The organism is Stenotrophomonas sp. PFBMAA-4 (assembly GCF_030053215.1).
GTDB lineage: Bacteria > Pseudomonadota > Gammaproteobacteria > Xanthomonadales > Xanthomonadaceae > Stenotrophomonas.
Window position 1 is genome coordinate 53,637 of sequence record NZ_JASGBW010000002.1, and the last position, 15,688, is coordinate 69,324.

At 67.7% G+C, this 15,688-nt stretch carries 16 protein-coding genes; 7 read left to right on the forward strand and 9 right to left on the reverse strand.

Going from position 1 to position 15,688, the window contains the following annotated elements; all coding sequences use genetic code 11:
• Window positions 1-59: 59 nt before the first annotated feature.
• Both QMZ26_RS01570 and QMZ26_RS01575 read right to left on the reverse strand, forming a co-directional pair.
• On the reverse strand, window positions 60-1,013 hold the full coding sequence (locus QMZ26_RS01570) for a sodium:calcium antiporter (RefSeq protein ID WP_283220336.1): 954 nt from the start codon (window positions 1,011-1,013) through the stop codon (window positions 60-62).
• A 74-nt stretch (window positions 1,014-1,087) separates the two neighbouring features.
• On the reverse strand, window positions 1,088-1,726 hold the full coding sequence (locus tag QMZ26_RS01575) for a hypothetical protein (protein ID WP_283220337.1): 639 nt from the start codon (window positions 1,724-1,726) through the stop codon (window positions 1,088-1,090).
• A gap of 124 nt (window positions 1,727-1,850) precedes the next feature.
• Here QMZ26_RS01575 and QMZ26_RS01580 point away from each other — a divergent pair, with 124 nt between their 5' ends.
• Complete coding sequence (locus tag QMZ26_RS01580) at window positions 1,851-2,414, forward strand: hypothetical protein (RefSeq protein WP_283220338.1); 564 nt, start codon at window positions 1,851-1,853, stop codon at window positions 2,412-2,414.
• Between the two features lie 127 nt (window positions 2,415-2,541).
• Here QMZ26_RS01580 and hmgA read toward each other — a convergent pair whose 3' ends face one another.
• Window positions 2,542-3,840: a homogentisate 1,2-dioxygenase gene (hmgA, locus tag QMZ26_RS01585; RefSeq protein WP_283220339.1), complete on the reverse strand. Its 1,299-nt coding sequence runs from the start codon at window positions 3,838-3,840 to the stop codon at window positions 2,542-2,544.
• Window positions 3,841-3,925: 85 nt separating this feature from the next.
• Window positions 3,926-5,038, reverse strand: coding sequence for a 4-hydroxyphenylpyruvate dioxygenase (hppD, locus tag QMZ26_RS01590; RefSeq protein WP_174208704.1), 1,113 nt, complete (start codon window positions 5,036-5,038; stop codon window positions 3,926-3,928).
• Window positions 5,039-5,167: 129 nt separating this feature from the next.
• On the opposite strand from hppD, the gene QMZ26_RS01595 reads away from it, so the two are divergent.
• Window positions 5,168-5,662, forward strand: coding sequence for a MarR family winged helix-turn-helix transcriptional regulator (locus QMZ26_RS01595; protein WP_283220340.1), 495 nt, complete (start codon window positions 5,168-5,170; stop codon window positions 5,660-5,662).
• A gap of 495 nt (window positions 5,663-6,157) precedes the next feature.
• Window positions 6,158-6,397, forward strand: a complete 240-nt coding sequence (locus QMZ26_RS01600; protein ID WP_079223925.1) for a hypothetical protein — start codon at window positions 6,158-6,160, stop codon at window positions 6,395-6,397.
• A 27-nt stretch (window positions 6,398-6,424) separates the two neighbouring features.
• On the opposite strand, the gene QMZ26_RS01605 is transcribed toward QMZ26_RS01600, so the two are convergent.
• The 4 genes from QMZ26_RS01605 to QMZ26_RS01620 form a co-directional block, all read right to left on the reverse strand.
• Window positions 6,425-7,552 carry a hypothetical protein gene (locus QMZ26_RS01605; RefSeq protein ID WP_079223926.1) on the reverse strand — a complete coding sequence of 376 codons (1,128 nt, stop codon included), beginning with the start codon at window positions 7,550-7,552 and terminating at the stop codon, window positions 6,425-6,427.
• Window positions 7,553-7,689: 137 nt separating this feature from the next.
• A complete protein-coding gene (locus QMZ26_RS01610; protein ID WP_283220341.1) occupies window positions 7,690-8,301 on the reverse strand; it encodes a thioredoxin family protein in 612 nt (203 codons plus the stop codon).
• Window positions 8,302-8,317: 16 nt separating this feature from the next.
• Window positions 8,318-9,817: an oligopeptide:H+ symporter gene (locus QMZ26_RS01615; RefSeq protein WP_283220342.1), complete on the reverse strand. Its 1,500-nt coding sequence runs from the start codon at window positions 9,815-9,817 to the stop codon at window positions 8,318-8,320.
• A 181-nt stretch (window positions 9,818-9,998) separates the two neighbouring features.
• On the reverse strand, window positions 9,999-10,874 hold the full coding sequence (locus QMZ26_RS01620; RefSeq protein ID WP_283220343.1) for a tryptophan 2,3-dioxygenase family protein: 876 nt from the start codon (window positions 10,872-10,874) through the stop codon (window positions 9,999-10,001).
• A 338-nt stretch (window positions 10,875-11,212) separates the two neighbouring features.
• Here QMZ26_RS01620 and pdhA point away from each other — a divergent pair, with 338 nt between their 5' ends.
• From pdhA to QMZ26_RS01640, 4 genes are read left to right on the forward strand one after another with little or no spacing between them, the layout of a single operon-like run.
• Window positions 11,213-12,295 (forward strand): pyruvate dehydrogenase (acetyl-transferring) E1 component subunit alpha, encoded by a 1,083-nt coding sequence (gene pdhA, locus QMZ26_RS01625; RefSeq protein ID WP_079223930.1) that lies wholly within the window; start codon window positions 11,213-11,215, stop codon window positions 12,293-12,295.
• Entirely contained in the window at window positions 12,288-13,355 is a 1,068-nt protein-coding gene (locus QMZ26_RS01630) for an alpha-ketoacid dehydrogenase subunit beta (RefSeq protein WP_079223931.1), read from the forward strand. The genes pdhA and QMZ26_RS01630 overlap by 8 nt, the downstream gene beginning before the upstream one ends.
• A gap of 1 nt (window position 13,356) precedes the next feature.
• A complete protein-coding gene (locus QMZ26_RS01635) occupies window positions 13,357-13,710 on the forward strand; it encodes an SH3 domain-containing protein (protein WP_283220344.1) in 354 nt (117 codons plus the stop codon).
• On the forward strand, window positions 13,707-15,086 hold the full coding sequence (locus QMZ26_RS01640) for a dihydrolipoamide acetyltransferase family protein (protein WP_079223935.1): 1,380 nt from the start codon (window positions 13,707-13,709) through the stop codon (window positions 15,084-15,086). The genes QMZ26_RS01635 and QMZ26_RS01640 overlap by 4 nt, the downstream gene beginning before the upstream one ends.
• Window positions 15,087-15,172: 86 nt before the next feature.
• Here QMZ26_RS01640 and QMZ26_RS01645 read toward each other — a convergent pair whose 3' ends face one another.
• Window positions 15,173-15,559 carry a VOC family protein gene (locus tag QMZ26_RS01645; RefSeq protein WP_283220345.1) on the reverse strand — a complete coding sequence of 129 codons (387 nt, stop codon included), beginning with the start codon at window positions 15,557-15,559 and terminating at the stop codon, window positions 15,173-15,175.
• Window positions 15,560-15,688: the final 129 nt, after the last annotated feature.

A 15,688-nucleotide genomic window follows, 5' to 3' on the forward strand; every position in this document is an offset into this window, starting at 1 on the left:
ATTGATGGTGGGTGCCGACCGTTGGTCGGCACGGTCCGTCATCCACGCATGGCGTGGATCTACAGGACCAGGGCGATCTCCAGCCCCACCCACGCGACAAATGCGCCCAGCAGGATCGCGCCTTCCACCCGGCTGATGCGCAGGTCGCCGCGCAGCATCGGGTACAGCACCAGGGCGAAGGCCAGCAGCGCCGGCAGTTCCAGGCGAACGAACGAGGCCGGCAGCGCCAGCGGCTGCAGCAGGCCCATCGCACCGATCACCAGCAGCAGGTTCACCACGCTGGAACCCAGCACGTGGCCCAGCACCATGTCGCCGTGGCCGCGCCGCGCCGCCGCGATCGCCGCGGCCACTTCCGGCAGCGCGGTGCCGATGGCCACTGGCAACAGGCCGACCAGCAGCGGGGTCCAGCCCAGCGCCGTGCCGAAATCCGCCGCAGCGCCCACCACTAGGCGCGCGCCCCAGTAGAGCGTGAGCGCGGCGATCAGCACGCGCAGCACGTTCAGCGGCAGGCTGGTGCGGCTCAGCGCGGATTCGGCGATGACCGCCTGCACGTCCGGCGCTTCCAGGCGCCCGCGACGCAGCAGCACGATCTGCACCAGCACGAAGCCCGCCACCAGCACGCCGGCTTCCCAGCGCTGCAGGCGCCCATCCAGGCCGAACACGATCAGCAGCAGGCCGGCGGCCAGCAGCGACCACCACAGCACGCCCTGCAGGCGCGCGCGCAGCAGCAGCGGCGCGGCGATGGCAGCCACGGCCAGGGTCAGGCCGAGATTGGCGATGCTGCTGCCAATGGCGTTGCCCAGGGCCAGTTCGGGCTGGCCAACCCACAGCGCGCGCGCATTGACCGCCAGTTCCGGCAGCGACGTGGCGACGCCGAGCAGCAGCAGGCCGGCAGTGAAGGCACTGGCGCCGAAGCGCTGGGCGAGGCCGGCGACGGCCTTGACGATGGAATCCCCGCCCAGCGCCAGCAGCAGCAGGCCAAGCAGGAACCAGGCAATTGAAATGGCGATCATCGAGCACTCCCCAGCGGTCGTGGCGCGATTCTACGCGTGGCCCACCCTTGGCGGGTGAGCCACGGCGGCCGTGGTCAGCCGCAGCCTTCCACGTAATCCACCTGCGGGGTCTGGCCGACCCGCCAGCTGCCGACCTTGCCGTCGGCGCCCAGCGCGAAATCGATGATGGCCGCGCCGTCCTGGGCCGGGCGCACGCGCAGGTGCTGGGCCTTCTCGTCGTACTTGTCCGGGCCGAGGTCGGCGCGCTCGGGGTACAGCAGCTGCAGTTCGCCCAGGGTCATGCCGACCTTGCCGCCGCCCGGGGCGACGATGCCGGTGCTGCGTACGTCGTAGCGCACCAGCTTGCGGCCCTCGATCATCAGGCGCGGGTCCTCGGCATCCTGCGGGCGCAGGAAGTAGCAGCCGTCATTGTTGTCATCGGCCGGCAGCGGCTTGCCTGCCGCATCGGTGCCCAGTCCCTGCAGCGGTGCGCCGTAGCCACTGCGCACCTCGGCGATGGGCGCGCCCAGGCGGGCACCGCCGAAGCCCTCCAGCCGCGCCGGGCTGTCAGTGCGCGGGTCGGCCGGGGACGTCGGCGCCAGGTCGGCATCGGCCGGGGCGGTGGCGGTCGCCGTGTCCTTGGCCGGGGCAGAGGCCTCGGCGGGGGCGTCGGCGGTGCGGTTGCAGGCGGCCAGCGACAACAGCAGCAGGCCGGCGATGGGCAGGTGTTTCATGGGTGCGGGTCCTTGGCACGGGGTGCTGGCACGCTAGCGCAGCGCGCGTGCAGGCGCTGCATTGTCATCGCCGTTTCATGGCCCTCGTTCAGGCTCGGCGTGCACCGACTTGGCTGTCCTTTCCATGCAACCGCGCAAGACCGACCTCGCCCGAACCGCGCTGCAGGCCCACCGCGCGCCGCTGGACATGCGCCAGCGCCGGCTGCTGATCCTGTGTGACGGCCAGCGCAGCATCGCCGACCTGACCGGCTTGATCGGCCAGGAGGCGCCCGCCATGGTGATCCAGCTGGTCCAGGGCGGCTACCTGGAAACCGGCGCGCCCGCGTCACCACCGCCGGCACCGTCACCGCCCGTGGCTCCCCGCCCGACGGCGGCGGTGGCACCCGCAGTGGCCCCTGCAGTTGCGCCTGCGCCTGCACCCGCCGCCCCGGTGGAGCGCCGCCGCTCGCTGGTGGCCGCGCGCATCTACCTGCTGGGCATCCTGGAAATGCAGCGCAATCCGATGGCCGCCGCCCTGTTCCGCGACCTGCAGCAGGCCCGCGCCGAAGATGATGTGGTGAAGGTGCTGCAGGCAGCGTTGCAGGCGTTGCCGGGCATGACCTCCGACGGGTACTGCGAGCGCGTGCGGCAGCGCCTGCTGGAGGCGCTGCCGACGGAGCATTGCGACGCCTTCGCGGCAACGGCGTAGGGTCGCGAAAACATCCACGCATGGCGTGGATCTACAACATCACCGGTCGGATTGACCACGTGGATCCACGCCATGCGTGGATCCCGCATCCCGCCAGTAGATCCACGCCATGCGTGGATGCAATGGATCAGCGGAAATTGTTGCGCAGGCCGTTCCAGCACTGCTGGTAATCGCCCTGGCGGTGGCCGGCGGACAACGCCTGCGCGCTCGGGCGGATCACCGCGCGGGTCTCGAACATGAAGGCCATCGTGTCCTTGATGACATCGGCCTTGGACAGGTCGGCGTTGGACGCCTTGTCGAAGGTCGGCGCATCCGGGCCATGCCCGCTCATGCAGTTGTGCAGCGATGCGCCACCCGGCACGAAGCCTTCGGCCTTGGCGTCGTAGGCGCCGTGCACCAGGCCCATGAACTCGCTGGCGATGTTGCGGTGGAACCACGGCGGGCGGAACGTGTTCTGCGCCACCAGCCAGCGCGGCGGGAAGATAGCGAAATCCATGTTGCTGGTGCCCGGTGTGTCGCTGGGCGAATGCAGCACCAGGAAGATCGACGGGTCCGGGTGGTCGTAGCTGATCGAGCCGATCGTGTTGAAGCGGCGCAGGTCGTAGCGGTACGGCGCGTAGTTGCCGTGCCAGGCCACCACGTCCAGCGGCGAATGATCGATGGGCGCGCGCCACAGGCGGCCCTCGAACTTGGCGATCAGTTCGAAATCACCGTCCACGTCCTCGAACGCGGCGTGCGGCGTTTCGAAGTCACGCGGGTTGGCCAGGCCGTTGGCACCGATCGGGCCCAGGTCCGGCAGCTTCAGCAGCGCGCCGTAGTTCTCGCAGATGTAGCCGCGGCTGGGGCCGTCGGGCAGCTCGACGCGGAAACGCACGCCACGCGGGATCACCGCGATCTGCTGCGGCTCGACCTCGACCACGCCCAGTTCGGTCAGCAGGCGCAGCGCGCCCAGCTGCGGCACGATCAGCAGTTCGCCGTCGGCGTTGTAGAAGTAGCGGCCCACCATGTCCCGGTTGGCCGCGTACAGATGGATGCCGACGCCGGCGTGCGCATCGGGCGAGCCGTTGCCGCCCATCGTGTACAGGCCTTCGACGAAATCAGTCGGCAGTTCCGGCAGCGGCAGCGGGCTCCAGCGCATCTGGTTGGGCGAGGCCGGCTGCGCGCCGAAATCACACTGCAGCTGCGACTGCGCGAACGGGGTGAATTCGCCGTGGGTCACCGCCGGGCGGATGCGGTACAGCCAGCTGCGGCGGTTGCTGCCGCGCGGTGCGGTGAACGCGGTGCCCGACAGCTGTTCGGCGTACAGCCCGTGGGCCACCTTCTGCGGTGAGTTCTGCCCGACCGGCAGCGCGCCGGCGACGGCCTCGGTGGCGAACTCGTTGCCGAAACCGGACTGGTAGCCGCGGGCGGTGATGGCGGTGGACATGGAAACTCCAGAGATTGCCGGCCAGCGGCCGGCACTACCATTCGGACAGGCAATGCCGGCGGGCCGCCAACATTGCCTGCAGACGTTACAGCACGCCGCGGCGGATCTGGTCGCGCTCGATGCTTTCGAACAGCGCGGTGAAGTTGCCTTCGCCGAAGCCTTCGTTGCCCTTGCGCTGGATGATCTCGAAGAAGATCGGGCCGATGCAGTTCTGGGTGAAGATCTGCAGCAGCTTGCGCTGGTGGGTTTCCGGGTCGGCGTCGATCAGGATCTTGTTCTTCGCCAGGCGCGCCACGTCTTCACCGTGGTTGGGCACGCGCTGGTCGATCACATCGAAGTAGGTCTCCGGCGTGTCGAGGAAGTCCACGCCCTGCGCGCGCATGGCTTCGACGGTCTCGTAGATGTTGTCGGTGAAGCAGGCGATGTGCTGGATGCCCTCGCCCTTGTACGCGTCCAGATACTCGTTGATCTGGCTCTTCGGGTCGGAAGACTCGTTCAGCGGGATGCGCACGATGCCGTCAGGGGCGGTCATCGCCTTGGACACCAGGCCGGTCTTCAGGCCCTTGATGTCGAAGTAGCGGATCTCGCGGAAGTTGAACAGGCGCTCGTAGTAATCCGACCACTGCTGCATGTTGCCGAAGTACAGGTTGTGGGTCAGGTGGTCGATGAAGGTCAGGCCGAAGCCGAACGGACGCAGGTCGGCGCCGTCGATCACCTCGTAGTCGCCATCGAAGACGCTGCCGGCGCTGCCGTAGCGGTCGACCAGGTACAGCATGCAATCGCCGATGCCCTTGATGACCGGGGCGTTGACCGCCTTGCTGTCCGGCTTGAAGGCGATGGCTTCGGCGCCGTTGCCCAGGGCGGTCTGGTAGACCTCCTGGCCCGGCTTCTTGAAGCGGATGGCAAAGCCGCAGGCGCAGGGGCCGTGCTTTTCGGCGAAGTCGGCGGCGAAGGAATCGGGGTCTTCGTTGACGAGGAAGTTGACGTCGCCCTGGCGATAGACGGTAATCGGACGCTGCTTGTGCTTGAGCACCGCGCTGAAGCCCATCTTGCGGAAGTACTCGTGCAGCTCCTGGCCACGGCCGGCCGGGGCGGCAAATTCGACGAACTCGAAGCCGTCGATGCCCATCGGGTTTTCGAAGGTGGTGACCTGCATGCCGGGGTTCGGGTGCGAGGCGGTCGGGACTGCGGTATTCATGGCGTGGCTCCGAATCGGTACCGCATCGGTACAAACCAGGTGCGGGCTAGGGTGGACCCGGCGAGAATGCAGGGTCCGGACATACCACTTATAGTTACACTTGAAACCACCAGCAAGGTGCACCGCAGCATGAGCCCAGCCGACCCCGCCTCCACCCGCGTGCGTGCCTCGCACGTCCTGCTCGACCTGGAACAGTTCCTGCCCTATCGGCTGAGCGTGCTGTCCAACCGCGTGAGCGGCAACATCGCCAAGCTCTATGGCGACCGCTACGGCCTGGCCATTCCCGAGTGGCGGGTGATCACCATCCTGGCGCTGTACCCGGGTTCGTCGGCCAGCGAGGTTTCCGATCGCACGGCGATGGACAAGGTCGCGGTCAGCCGGGCGGTGGCGCGCCTGCTGGAGCGTGGTTTCATCAAGCGTGAGACGCATGGCGATGACCGCCGGCGCTCGGTGCTGGCGCTGTCGGCGGCCGGTTTCGAGGTGTACGAGACCATTGCGCCGCTGGTGATCGAGATCACCCGCAAGCTGATGTCGGTGCTGAGCGAGGAAGAGGAGCAGGTGCTGGAGAGGCTGATCCTGCGGCTGGCCGGCGATGGCCTGGAGCGGATGGGCGAAGGCGTCTGAGGGAAGGCTTCCGGGGCCCCTGCCCCGGTCCCCGGTCCCCGGTGGGTGCCGACCGTTGGTCGGTACATCTGTCAGATATCGAAATCAATTGTGGGTCAGAACCGGTGCCGACCAACGGTCGGCACCCACCCGTGCCGGACGCCGTTCCGGTAGATCCACGCCATGCGTGGATGACGTTGCCTGCCTCGCCCGGCGTGTCGTCGGCAACACTTCGCGGGTCCATCGGGCCGTCGTTGATGACGTTGATCGCGTGCAATTGGGTGTTGGCCGACGAGCGGCACTCGGGCCTCACACGTCACTGGCTGTCGGCGTTGCCACCTGATGTTTCGGGATTGGCCCGGTAGCATCGTCCTGGACAGATCAGGCCTATCCAACTGCGCAAATCGAGTGGTTTTGCCTATTGGACGAACGCTCCGGTCGAGGCGAGGTTGGGCGCGCAGCGGAGCACCGCTGCCGGGGTTGAACGCCCGTTGATCCAGGCCCAGGAATCCCGCCATGTCCCGATCCGCCCGCCGCAAAGACCCGGCGCCCTCCCCCATCACCCTCGATCATGAGGCCGACCTGCAGTGCATCGATGAGGCGCTGGCGACGGTGGAGTCCATCGCCGATGCCTGGTTTGAACACCATCGCCTGAAGCCCTGCCCGCCCGGGTTCCTGCTGTCACTGAACCGGCTGCGCGACTTCACCAGCTTCGCCAAGGCCTACGCGACCGCGCTGCGGCTCGTGCGGGAGTAGATCCACGCCATGCGTGGATGCTCCTGCTCAGCTCAGGTGCTTGCGCCGCGCATGGATCCACGGCACGGCCAACGCGGCGATGGCACCGCCGGCAAAGCCCAGCGAGGCGGCAACCGTAGCCGCTTCGATCGCACCGGGCAGCGCCAGCGCGGCAGCGACCAGCAGCAACGATGGCAGGCCGACGAAGGTGCCGAGGAAGAAGGTCCAGCGCGGCGACCAGGTGTTGAGCTGCAGCAGGCTGACCGGCTGCCAGGCCTCCGAGGCGGTGTCTTCGGCGATCTTCGCCACCACCTTGCCAAGGTCCACTTCCGGCACCAGCCGGCCCGGGCGGGCGGCGGCGATGGCCTCGGCCACGGCCTCCACCGGCGGGAAGCTGGCCGGCCACGCGCCCGGCGCGGCCACGCCATAGGCGGTCAGCAGCGGCACGCTCAGCCACGGCGCCACCAGCGGGCGCACCTTGCGCCGGCCGTACACGCACCAGATCTGCGCCTGGCCGTGCGCGGTCACGTTGTACAGGGCAAGCTCGCCCGGCGGCGGGTAGCCCAGCATGGTCACCCGTGCGGCCATGCTGTCCTGGTCCATCGCGCGCAGGAACCCGGGGCGGCTGCGCCCTTCCTGCATCCAGGCCAGGCCGAGCGCGCCGACCAGCCAGGCTTCGGCGACGTCCTTGCTGCCAGCAGTGGCGCGCTCATCCGCGGCCAGGTACCAGGCCAGCGATTTCGGTTCGGCCACGTCGTCCACGCCCCAGCGGCTGTCGTCGCCCAGCACGTGGCGCACCGGCAGGCGTGCCGGCGCGGTCTCGCCGCGTTCGCCGGTGTGCAGGAACGGCAATACGCCCTGCACGAAACTGGGCAGATCAATCGCGCGCAGGCCATTGCCCTGCCATTCCGGCGGCAGCAGGCCAGCCAACTGGCCCTCGGCAGCCAGGCGGTCCAGGCGGGACTTCTGTTCAACCAGCTTCTGCACCGCGCCCTTCAGCACGACGTTGTCCGGCAGGGCGATCTGCGGCAGGCGGTGGCGCGGCGGCGCCAGCTCCACGGTGTCCTCACCGGTGCCTGCGTCATCCAGCAGGGCATCCTGCGGCGGCAGGCTCACCCCCTCGGGGGCGGCGTCACTGGCCGCTTCGGGCAGGCGTTGGGCGTGGTCGGTGTGCATGGGCGCTCCGGTAGGGGCAGCCGACGATCCTGTCGACTGACGTCCTTGCCGTTAGCGGCCATGGGGTGGGTTTCTGTAGGTGAGCAGGCACGGCAGCCGAGCGTGGGCTCGGCTCTACAGAGGCAGGGCAGCCGGGGTCAGCGCTGCGGCGCCCACTTCTTCAGGAAGGCCATGAACCTGCTGCGGTTGTAGCCCTTGCCTTCGTTCTTGGCTTTTTCCAGCTCGCCGGTGAACTGCGACTGCAGCAGGGTGCCATCCGAATCGAGCACGAACAGGTGCGGGTAACCCTTCACCTGCGGGTACTGCGAGAGAAACGCCGCGTTCTCGTTCTCTTCGCTGTAGTTCACCTTCAACCAGACGTAGTTGGCATCGCGGAAGCGGCGGATTTCGGCATCGCCTTCCACGAACTGGTCCATCAGGTGGCACCAGGGGCACCACTCGCCGCCCACGTCCAGGATGATGTGCTTGTTGCCGCGCTGGGCTTCGACCTTGGCCGTTTCCAGATCGGCGGCCGGGTCGCGGGCCGGGTCGAAGCTGGCATTGAGGCCGGCGATGGCGGCGATATCGGCCGCCGCCGGGGTGTTGCCCGAGGCCACCGGCGCGCTGGGATCAGCGGCCGGTGGCTCGGTGGGACGGGTGTCGAGCGGCTGCGTCGGTTCGGCCGGTGCCGGCGGCGGTTGCTGGGAACAGGCGCCGATCAGCGCCGCACACACCACTGCCACCACTGCACTGCCGAACGTTGTACGCATGCCCACTACCCTCTGTTTACTTGACGCCGTGCATCAGCTTGTTGATCAGCGGGGCCACCAGGAACAGCACCACGCCGGAGCCGATCAGGGCCCAGAAACCGAAGGTATACCCCTTCAGTGCCGATTCGATCGTCATGCCACCTTCACCGGACACCGCGCCGGCGAAGATGCCCGACAGGTTGTTGCCGATGCCGGTGGACAGGAACCAGCCACCCATGCCGAAGCCGACCAGGCGCACCGGGGCCAGCTTGGTCACCATCGACAGGCCGATCGGCGACAGGCACAGCTCACCCACCGACTGGATGACGTAGACCATGAACAGGGTCCAGAACGGGATCTTGCCGTCCACGACCATCTGCGACAGGGCGAACATCAGCAGGGCGAAGGCGGCGCCGTTGAACAGCAGGCCCAGGCCGAACTTGCGCGGGATGGACGGATTGGCGCTGCCCATGGCCACCCAGATCCAGGCGATGATCGGCGCCAGGGTGATGATGGCCACCGAGTTGACCGACTGGAACCACGCGGTCGGGAAGGTCCAGTCACCGAACTTGCGGTTGACGATGTTGTCGGCCAGGAAGGTGAAGGAGCTGCCCGCCTGTTCGAAGAACATCCAGAACATCACGTTGAAGGCGAAGATGATCAGCATGGCGATCACGCGGTCGCGCTGCACCTTGCCCTCGCGGATGCCTTCCACCAGCAGCAGGATGGCCAGGACGGTGAACATCGCGCCCAGGATCCAGGCCAGCGCAGCGGCGCCGGTGGCCAGCAGGAAGTACGACACCGGAATGGCGACGATCGCACCCCCCACCACCTTGATGATCGGCCCGATGCCTTCGGCGCCGGCCGGCGGTGCACCAATGCCCTTCAGGCCGGCGCGACCGATGTAGAACCACACCAGCGAAATCAGCATGCCCACGCCGGAGGCGATGAACACGATCTTGTAGGACGGCATCTCGGCGGTGCCGAAGATCTTGCGGGCCAGGTACTCGGTCAGCACCGGGGCGATCATCGCGCCGATGTTGATGCCCATGTAGAAGATGGTGAAGCCCGAATCGCGGCGCTCATCCTTCAGGCCGTACAGCTTGCCGACCATGGTGGAGATATTGGGCTTGAACATGCCGTTGCCGACGATGATCGTGGCCAGGCCGAGCTTGAAGATGTGCTCCTGCGGCAGGGCGATCATGAACAGGCCTGCGGCCATGATGACCGCGCCGGTCAGGATCGACCGCTGGTAGCCCAGCACCCGGTCGGCCACGTAGCCACCGAAGATCGCTGCAGCGTACACCAGGGCCAGGTAGGCGCCGTAGATGCGGCTGGCGTCGGCTTCGCCGGCGGCACTGCCGTTGCGGAACTGGGCAACGATGTACAGCACCAAGGCCCAGCGGATGCCGTAGAACGCAAAGCGCTCCCAGAACTCGGTCATGAACAGCATCCACAACGGGCGCGGGTGGCCCATCAGGGTCTTGAATTCCGGCACGGCCGGCTCTGGGGTGTTCGCAGTGGCGTTTAGGCTCATGCGGGTTTCCTGGTTCGGTGGATGGACGGCACATCCGATGTGCGCTTGGAGCAACGCGCGAGGATCACCGACTTCTGGCGTTCACGTCAAATACACGCCGTTTGAGGCAGGTCACGGCCTGCTCGCTGAACTTGCATCTGAAACGATCCAGCCCATCGCCGGCGGCCTTGCTGAATGGGGCTCAGGCCGGGTCGGCCGGTGGTGCCACCTGCAGGCTGGTGCGCACCTGGAACAGCTCGGGGAAGAAGGTCAGCTCCAAGGCCTGTCGCAAAAAGCCCACTCCGGAGGAGCCGCCAGTGCCGCGCTTGAAGCCGATCACCCGCATCACGGTACGCATGTGGCGGAAGCGCCACAGCTGGAAGGCGGTTTCCAGGTCCACCAGGTCCTCGCACAGCGAGTACTCGCGCCAGTAGCGGTCGGTGTCCTGGTAGATGCGGGCGAACACCGGCTGCAGGCTGTCGTCGGACACGTGCGGCAGGGTCCAGTCACGGTCGGTGTAGAGGTCGGGGATGGCGTGGCCGAAGCGCGCCAGGTACTTCAGGAATTCCTCGTACAGGCTCGGCGCTTCCAGCACGCTGCGCAGCTGCGCCTGGCCTTCCACGTCATGCTCGAACACCTGCAGCATCTGCGCGTTCTTGTTGCCCAGCAGGAACTCGATGTAGCGGTACTGCAGCGACTGGAAACCGGAGGACGGGCCCAGCACGTCGCGGAAGCCCATGTACTCGGACGGGGTCAGCGTTTCCAGCACCGACCACTGCTCGGTCAGCTGGCGCAGCACCTGCTTGCTGCGCGCCAGCACCTTGCGGCACTGCCAGACTTCATCGCGCTGCAGGAAGCCGATCGCCGCCCGCAGCTCGTGGCCCAGCAGCTTCAGCCACAGCTCCGAGGTCTGGTGCTGGATGATGAAGAGCATCTCGTCGTGGTGCGGCGGGTTGGACAGCGGCTGCTGCGCGGTCAGCAGCTGGTCCAGCCGCAGGTAGCCGCCGTAGGTCAGGCGCCCGTGCAGGTCGGTGTGGATGCCGGCTTCGAGATCGCGTTGGTTGTTGTCGACGGACATGGGCGGGACCAGATCAGGGGCGGCAAGGGTAGCGCGTTGCCTGCCGCGCGGGCAGCGGGCAAGGGGCAGCGTGCGGACCATACCGGGGCGTGCAGTCGGCCTGTGGAACCGCCGTTGCGCGTGGAACCTTTCGCGCCGTTGCGCCGGCAGTCAGCCAAAGGCGTATTCTGATGCTTTGCAGCAACGACTGAATACGTTGTTGTTATTGGCCCCCGAGCCGTCGCCAGGGGTACAAAGGGGAATCCCCGTGTTGCGCCGCAGGAAGGCTATTTCGTACGCGTTCCTTAACATGGCGATTCATATCATTTGTAACTTCTCTGTCGAAGGTGCAGTACGCAATGACGGTTGCCGCTGAGTTCAAGATCGAATACCTGCAGTACCTGGACGCGGACGGCAAGCTCGTCCGTGACGACCTGCCCGCATCCCTGAAGGATCCGGCCGTCCTGGTGCCGCTGTTCAAGCAGATGCTGTACGTACGCACGTTCGACAGCAAATCCATCGCGCTGCAGCGCACCGGCAAGCTCGGCACCTACGCCGCCTGCCTGGGCCACGAAGCCGCACACGTCGGCATCGGCGCTGCGATGAAGGCCGGCGACGTGTTCGCGCCCAGCTACCGCGAATACGGTGCGATGTTCATGCGTGGCGTGCGCCCGTACGACGTGCTGATGTACTGGGGCGGCGACGAGCGCGGCAACGACTACACCGGCAACGCGGTGAAGGACTTCCCGTTCTGCGTGCCGATCTCCACCCAGTGCCTGCATGCTGCCGGCGCTGCGCTGAAGTTCAAGCTCAACAACGAAGCGCAGATCGCAGTGGCGGTGTGCGGCGATGGCGGCAGCTCCAAGACCGACTTCTACGCCGCGCTCAATTCCGCCGGTGCCTACAAGCTCCCGCTGATCCTGTGCATCGTCAACAACGGCTGGGCGATCTCGGTGCCGCGTTCGGCCCAGACCGGTGCCGAAACCCTGGCCCAGAAGGGCCTGGCCGGCGGCCTGCACTGCCTGCAGGTGGACGGCAATGACCTGATCGCCGTGCTGGCCGCGATGGAACAGGCGCGCGAACGCGGCCTGGCTGGCGACGGCGGCACCGTGCTGGAACTGCTGACCTACCGCCTGTCCGACCACACCACCGCCGACGACGCACGCCGTTACCGCGACGACGCCGAAGTGAAGGACGCCTGGACCCGTGAGCCGATGCTGCGCCTGCGCAAGTACCTCATCGCCCAGGGCGTGTGGAGCGAAGACGAAGAAAAGACCTGGGTCGAGCAGTGCGCGGCCAAGGTGGACGAGGAAGTGAACCAGTACCTCAATACCCCGGTGCAGCCGGTCGAGGCGATGTTCGACTACCTGTATGCCGATCCGCCGGCCGACCTGCTGGCCCAGCGCGCGGCCGCCATTGCCCTGGAGCAGCGCCATGGATGACATCAAGACGGGCGCATCCGCTTCCCAGGCCAATGCCGCCGACAGCGCCGCTGTCGCCGGTGGAGATATCGCAATGACCGCTACCCCCATCACCCTGATCGAAGCCATCACCCAGGCCCTGGCCTGGGAGCTGGAACACGACCCGTCGGTGCTGGTGCTGGGCGAGGACGTGGGCGTCAACGGCGGCGTGTTCCGTGCCACCGCCGGCCTGCAGCAGCGCTTTGGTTCGCAGCGCATCCTCGACACCCCGCTGGATGAAACCACCATCGCCGGCCTGACCGTCGGCCTGGCCGCACAGGGCATGAAGCCGGTGGCCGAAGCCCAGTTCGACGGCTTCGTCTACCCGATGGTCGACCACATCATCTGCCACGCCGCGCGCCTGCGCACCCGTACCCGTGGCCGCCTGCACTGCCCGATGGTGCTGCGCGTGCCGTGGGGCGGCGGTATCCGCGCGCCGGAACACCACAGCGAAGCCAACGAATCGATCTTCACCAACGTGCCGGGCCTGCGCGTGGTGCTGCCGTCCAGCCCGCAGCGTGCCTACGGCCTGCTGCTGGCCGCCATGCGTGATCCCGACCCGGTGATCTACATGGAGCCCAAGCGCATCTACCGCCAGTACAAGGAAGTGGTCGTCAACGACGGCGAAGCGCTGCCGCTGGACGTGTGCTTCGTGCTGCGCGACGGCACCGACGTGACCCTGGTGGCCTGGGGCGCACAGGTGAAGGAAGCGCTGGAAGCGGCCGACAAGCTGGCCGGCGAAGGCATCAGTGCCGAAGTCATCGACGTGGCCACGCTGCGTCCGCTGGACTTCGCCACGATCGCCGAATCGGTGGCCAAGACCGGCCGCTGCGTGGTCGTGCAGGAAGCCCCGAAGACCGCGGGTTTCGGTGCCGAGATCGCCGCACGCCTGGCCGAGGAGTCCCTGTACGACCTGCTGGCCCCGGTCGAGCGCGTTACCGGCTACGACACCCACATTCCGCTGTTCCGCCTGGAAATGAAGTACCTGCCCAGCGTGGACCGGATCGTGACCGCGGCCAAGCGCGCGGTGGCGGCAGGCTGACATGCGGGCACGGCTCCTTGGGGCTTACCGCAGCCAGTATTCCAACCCGCTCCGGTTCCGCACCGGCCAGATCGTCGAAGTCGGTGTACGTGACGAGGAATGGCCGGCGTTTGCCTGGGTACGCACCAACGATGGGCGCGCTGGATGGGCGCCCATCGCTTGGCTGCAGCTGCTGGATGATGGTCGCGCCGAAGCCCTGCGCGATTACGACGCCCGCGAGCTGGATGTGGAAAACGGCGAGATGGTGAAGCTGCATCACGAACATGGTGGGTGGTGGTGGTCCGAGCGCGCGAATGGCGCGACGGGCTGGCTGCCGGCCCGCGAACTGGAACTGCTGGAAGAGAACTGCACATGAGCCAGACCAAGAATTTCAACCTGCCCGACCTGGGTGAAGGCCTGCCGGACGCGACCATCGTCGAGTGGTTCGTCAAGGAAGGCGACGTGATCAAGCTGGACGCGCCGCTGGTGTCGATGGAGACCGCCAAGGCCGTCGTGGAAGTGCCCTCGCCGGTGTCCGGCAAGGTGCTGAAGCTGTCCGGCGCCGCCGGCGACATCATCCCGACCGGCGCGGTGCTGGCCAGCTTCGAGATCGATCCGAACCTGCCGCAGCGTGCCGATGGCCAGGACACCGGCCACAGCCACGGGCACGCCCCGGCGGCCCCGGCCGCACCGAACCCGCCGCCGCTGCCGGCCGCCCCGGTGGCTGCCGCCGCTGAAGAAAAGGCCGAGCGTGATGACGCCGGCACCGTGGTCGGCGCGATGCAGAGCTCCAATGCCGTGCACACCGAACAGGCGCTGGCCGTCGGTGGCGTCAAGGCCGTGCCGGCCGTGCGTGCCACCGCGCGCAAGCTCGGCGTCGACCTGGCCCGCGTGCGCGCCACCGGCGCCGATGGCGCGGTGACCATGGCCGACGTCAAGCAGGCTGCGGCCGACGGCAGCGCCAAGCTGGGTGCTGCCCCGGCACCGGTGGCCGCCGCTGCGTATACCGCCCCGGCCCCGGCCCAGGTGGCTGCGCCAGTGCAGAGCGAAGCCCGTACCCCGCTGTCCGCCGCCGGCAAGCCGATGCGCACCCAGCCGCCGGGCGTGGTCGCCAAGGGCCAGCCGGAGCCGCTGAAGGGCGTGCGCCGCAACATGGCGCGGGTGATGGCCGATGCGCACAGCAAGGTCGTGCCGACCACGCTGAACGACGACGCCGACATCCACGCCTGGCTGCCGGGCAACGACGTCACCGCCCGCCTGGTGCGCGCGATCGTGGTGGCCGCGCAGAAGGTGCCGGCCATGAACGCCTGGTTCGACGGCGAAGCGCTGACCCGCACCCTGCACGCGCAGGTGGACATCGGCATCGCCGTGGACACCGACGACGGCCTGTTCGTGCCGGCGCTGCGCAATGCCGACATGCTCGATGCCCGTGGCATCCGCGAAGGCGTCAACCGCCTGCGCGAACAGGTGGAAGCCCGTTCCATCGCGGCCTCCGAACTGAGTGGCTACACCATCTCGCTGTCCAACTTCGGCATGTTCGCCGGCCGCTATGCGACCCCGGTCGTGGTGCCGCCGTGCGTGGCCATCATCGGTGCCGGCCGTGCCCGCCACCAGATGACCCCGGTGATGGGCGGCGTGGAAGCACACAAGGTCATCCCGCTGTCGGTGACCTTCGACCACCGCGCCGCCACCGGCGGTGAAGCGGCCCGCTTCCTGCGCGCGATGATGGACGACCTGGCACTGGCCAGCTGATGGCTGGATGCCAACCCTTGGTTGGCACATGACCTGAAAAAACGCCGGGCATTGCCCGGCGTTTTTTTGTGGGCGCAGCGTGGCGATCAGTCGCGCGCGACCATGCCCTCGGCACGGCTGTACACGCGCAGGCGATGGCCATCGGGATCGACGCCAACGAAGGTGTGGCCGAATTCCAGGGTGACCGGCGCCTGGGTGATCTGCACGCCGAGCGCGCGCCAGGCGTCGTGCAGCTGCTGCACTTCGGCGGGGCTGGCGGCCACCATCGCCAGCTCGGCGGCGCCGGCCTCGGCGGTGACCGGCGGCAGCACGCCATCACGCTGCCACAGGCCCAGCGCCGCGCCATCGCCCAGCAGGAACAGGGCGAAGCCGGGCGACTGCTCGACCGGCGGCGTGCCGAGGATGCTGCTGTAGAACGTGGCACTGGCCGCGACATCACGCACGTACTGCAGCAGGGTGCTGGGCTTGAACATGGGGAACCTCCGTTGTTGGGAGTGCCCATGGTGGTGCGGCCCTGCTGACAGATCCTGTCAGTAGCGTGGCGGCACTGGCTTCTGTTTCTGCCTTGGTAGAGTCGACTGTCAGTCGACTGCTCTTGCCTC

Excerpts from the sequence above, each read along its gene's own strand:
- QMZ26_RS01570 (WP_283220336.1), bottom strand. The coding sequence starts at position 1,013 with ATGATCGCCATTTCAATTGCCTGGTTCCTGCTTGGCCTGCTGCTGCTG.
- QMZ26_RS01575 (WP_283220337.1), bottom strand. The coding sequence starts at position 1,726 with ATGAAACACCTGCCCATCGCCGGCCTGCTGCTGTTGTCGCTGGCCGCC.
- QMZ26_RS01580 (WP_283220338.1), top strand. The coding sequence starts at position 1,851 with ATGCAACCGCGCAAGACCGACCTCGCCCGAACCGCGCTGCAGGCCCAC.
- hmgA (WP_283220339.1), bottom strand. The coding sequence starts at position 3,840 with ATGTCCACCGCCATCACCGCCCGCGGCTACCAGTCCGGTTTCGGCAAC.
- hppD (WP_174208704.1), bottom strand. The coding sequence starts at position 5,038 with ATGAATACCGCAGTCCCGACCGCCTCGCACCCGAACCCCGGCATGCAG.
- QMZ26_RS01595 (WP_283220340.1), top strand. The coding sequence starts at position 5,168 with ATGAGCCCAGCCGACCCCGCCTCCACCCGCGTGCGTGCCTCGCACGTC.
- QMZ26_RS01600 (WP_079223925.1), top strand. The coding sequence starts at position 6,158 with ATGTCCCGATCCGCCCGCCGCAAAGACCCGGCGCCCTCCCCCATCACC.
- QMZ26_RS01605 (WP_079223926.1), bottom strand. The coding sequence starts at position 7,552 with ATGCACACCGACCACGCCCAACGCCTGCCCGAAGCGGCCAGTGACGCC.
- QMZ26_RS01610 (WP_283220341.1), bottom strand. The coding sequence starts at position 8,301 with ATGCGTACAACGTTCGGCAGTGCAGTGGTGGCAGTGGTGTGTGCGGCG.
- QMZ26_RS01615 (WP_283220342.1), bottom strand. The coding sequence starts at position 9,817 with ATGAGCCTAAACGCCACTGCGAACACCCCAGAGCCGGCCGTGCCGGAA.
- QMZ26_RS01620 (WP_283220343.1), bottom strand. The coding sequence starts at position 10,874 with ATGTCCGTCGACAACAACCAACGCGATCTCGAAGCCGGCATCCACACC.
- pdhA (WP_079223930.1), top strand. The coding sequence starts at position 11,213 with ATGACGGTTGCCGCTGAGTTCAAGATCGAATACCTGCAGTACCTGGAC.
- QMZ26_RS01630 (WP_079223931.1), top strand. The coding sequence starts at position 12,288 with ATGGATGACATCAAGACGGGCGCATCCGCTTCCCAGGCCAATGCCGCC.
- QMZ26_RS01635 (WP_283220344.1), top strand. The coding sequence starts at position 13,357 with ATGCGGGCACGGCTCCTTGGGGCTTACCGCAGCCAGTATTCCAACCCG.
- QMZ26_RS01640 (WP_079223935.1), top strand. The coding sequence starts at position 13,707 with ATGAGCCAGACCAAGAATTTCAACCTGCCCGACCTGGGTGAAGGCCTG.
- QMZ26_RS01645 (WP_283220345.1), bottom strand. The coding sequence starts at position 15,559 with ATGTTCAAGCCCAGCACCCTGCTGCAGTACGTGCGTGATGTCGCGGCC.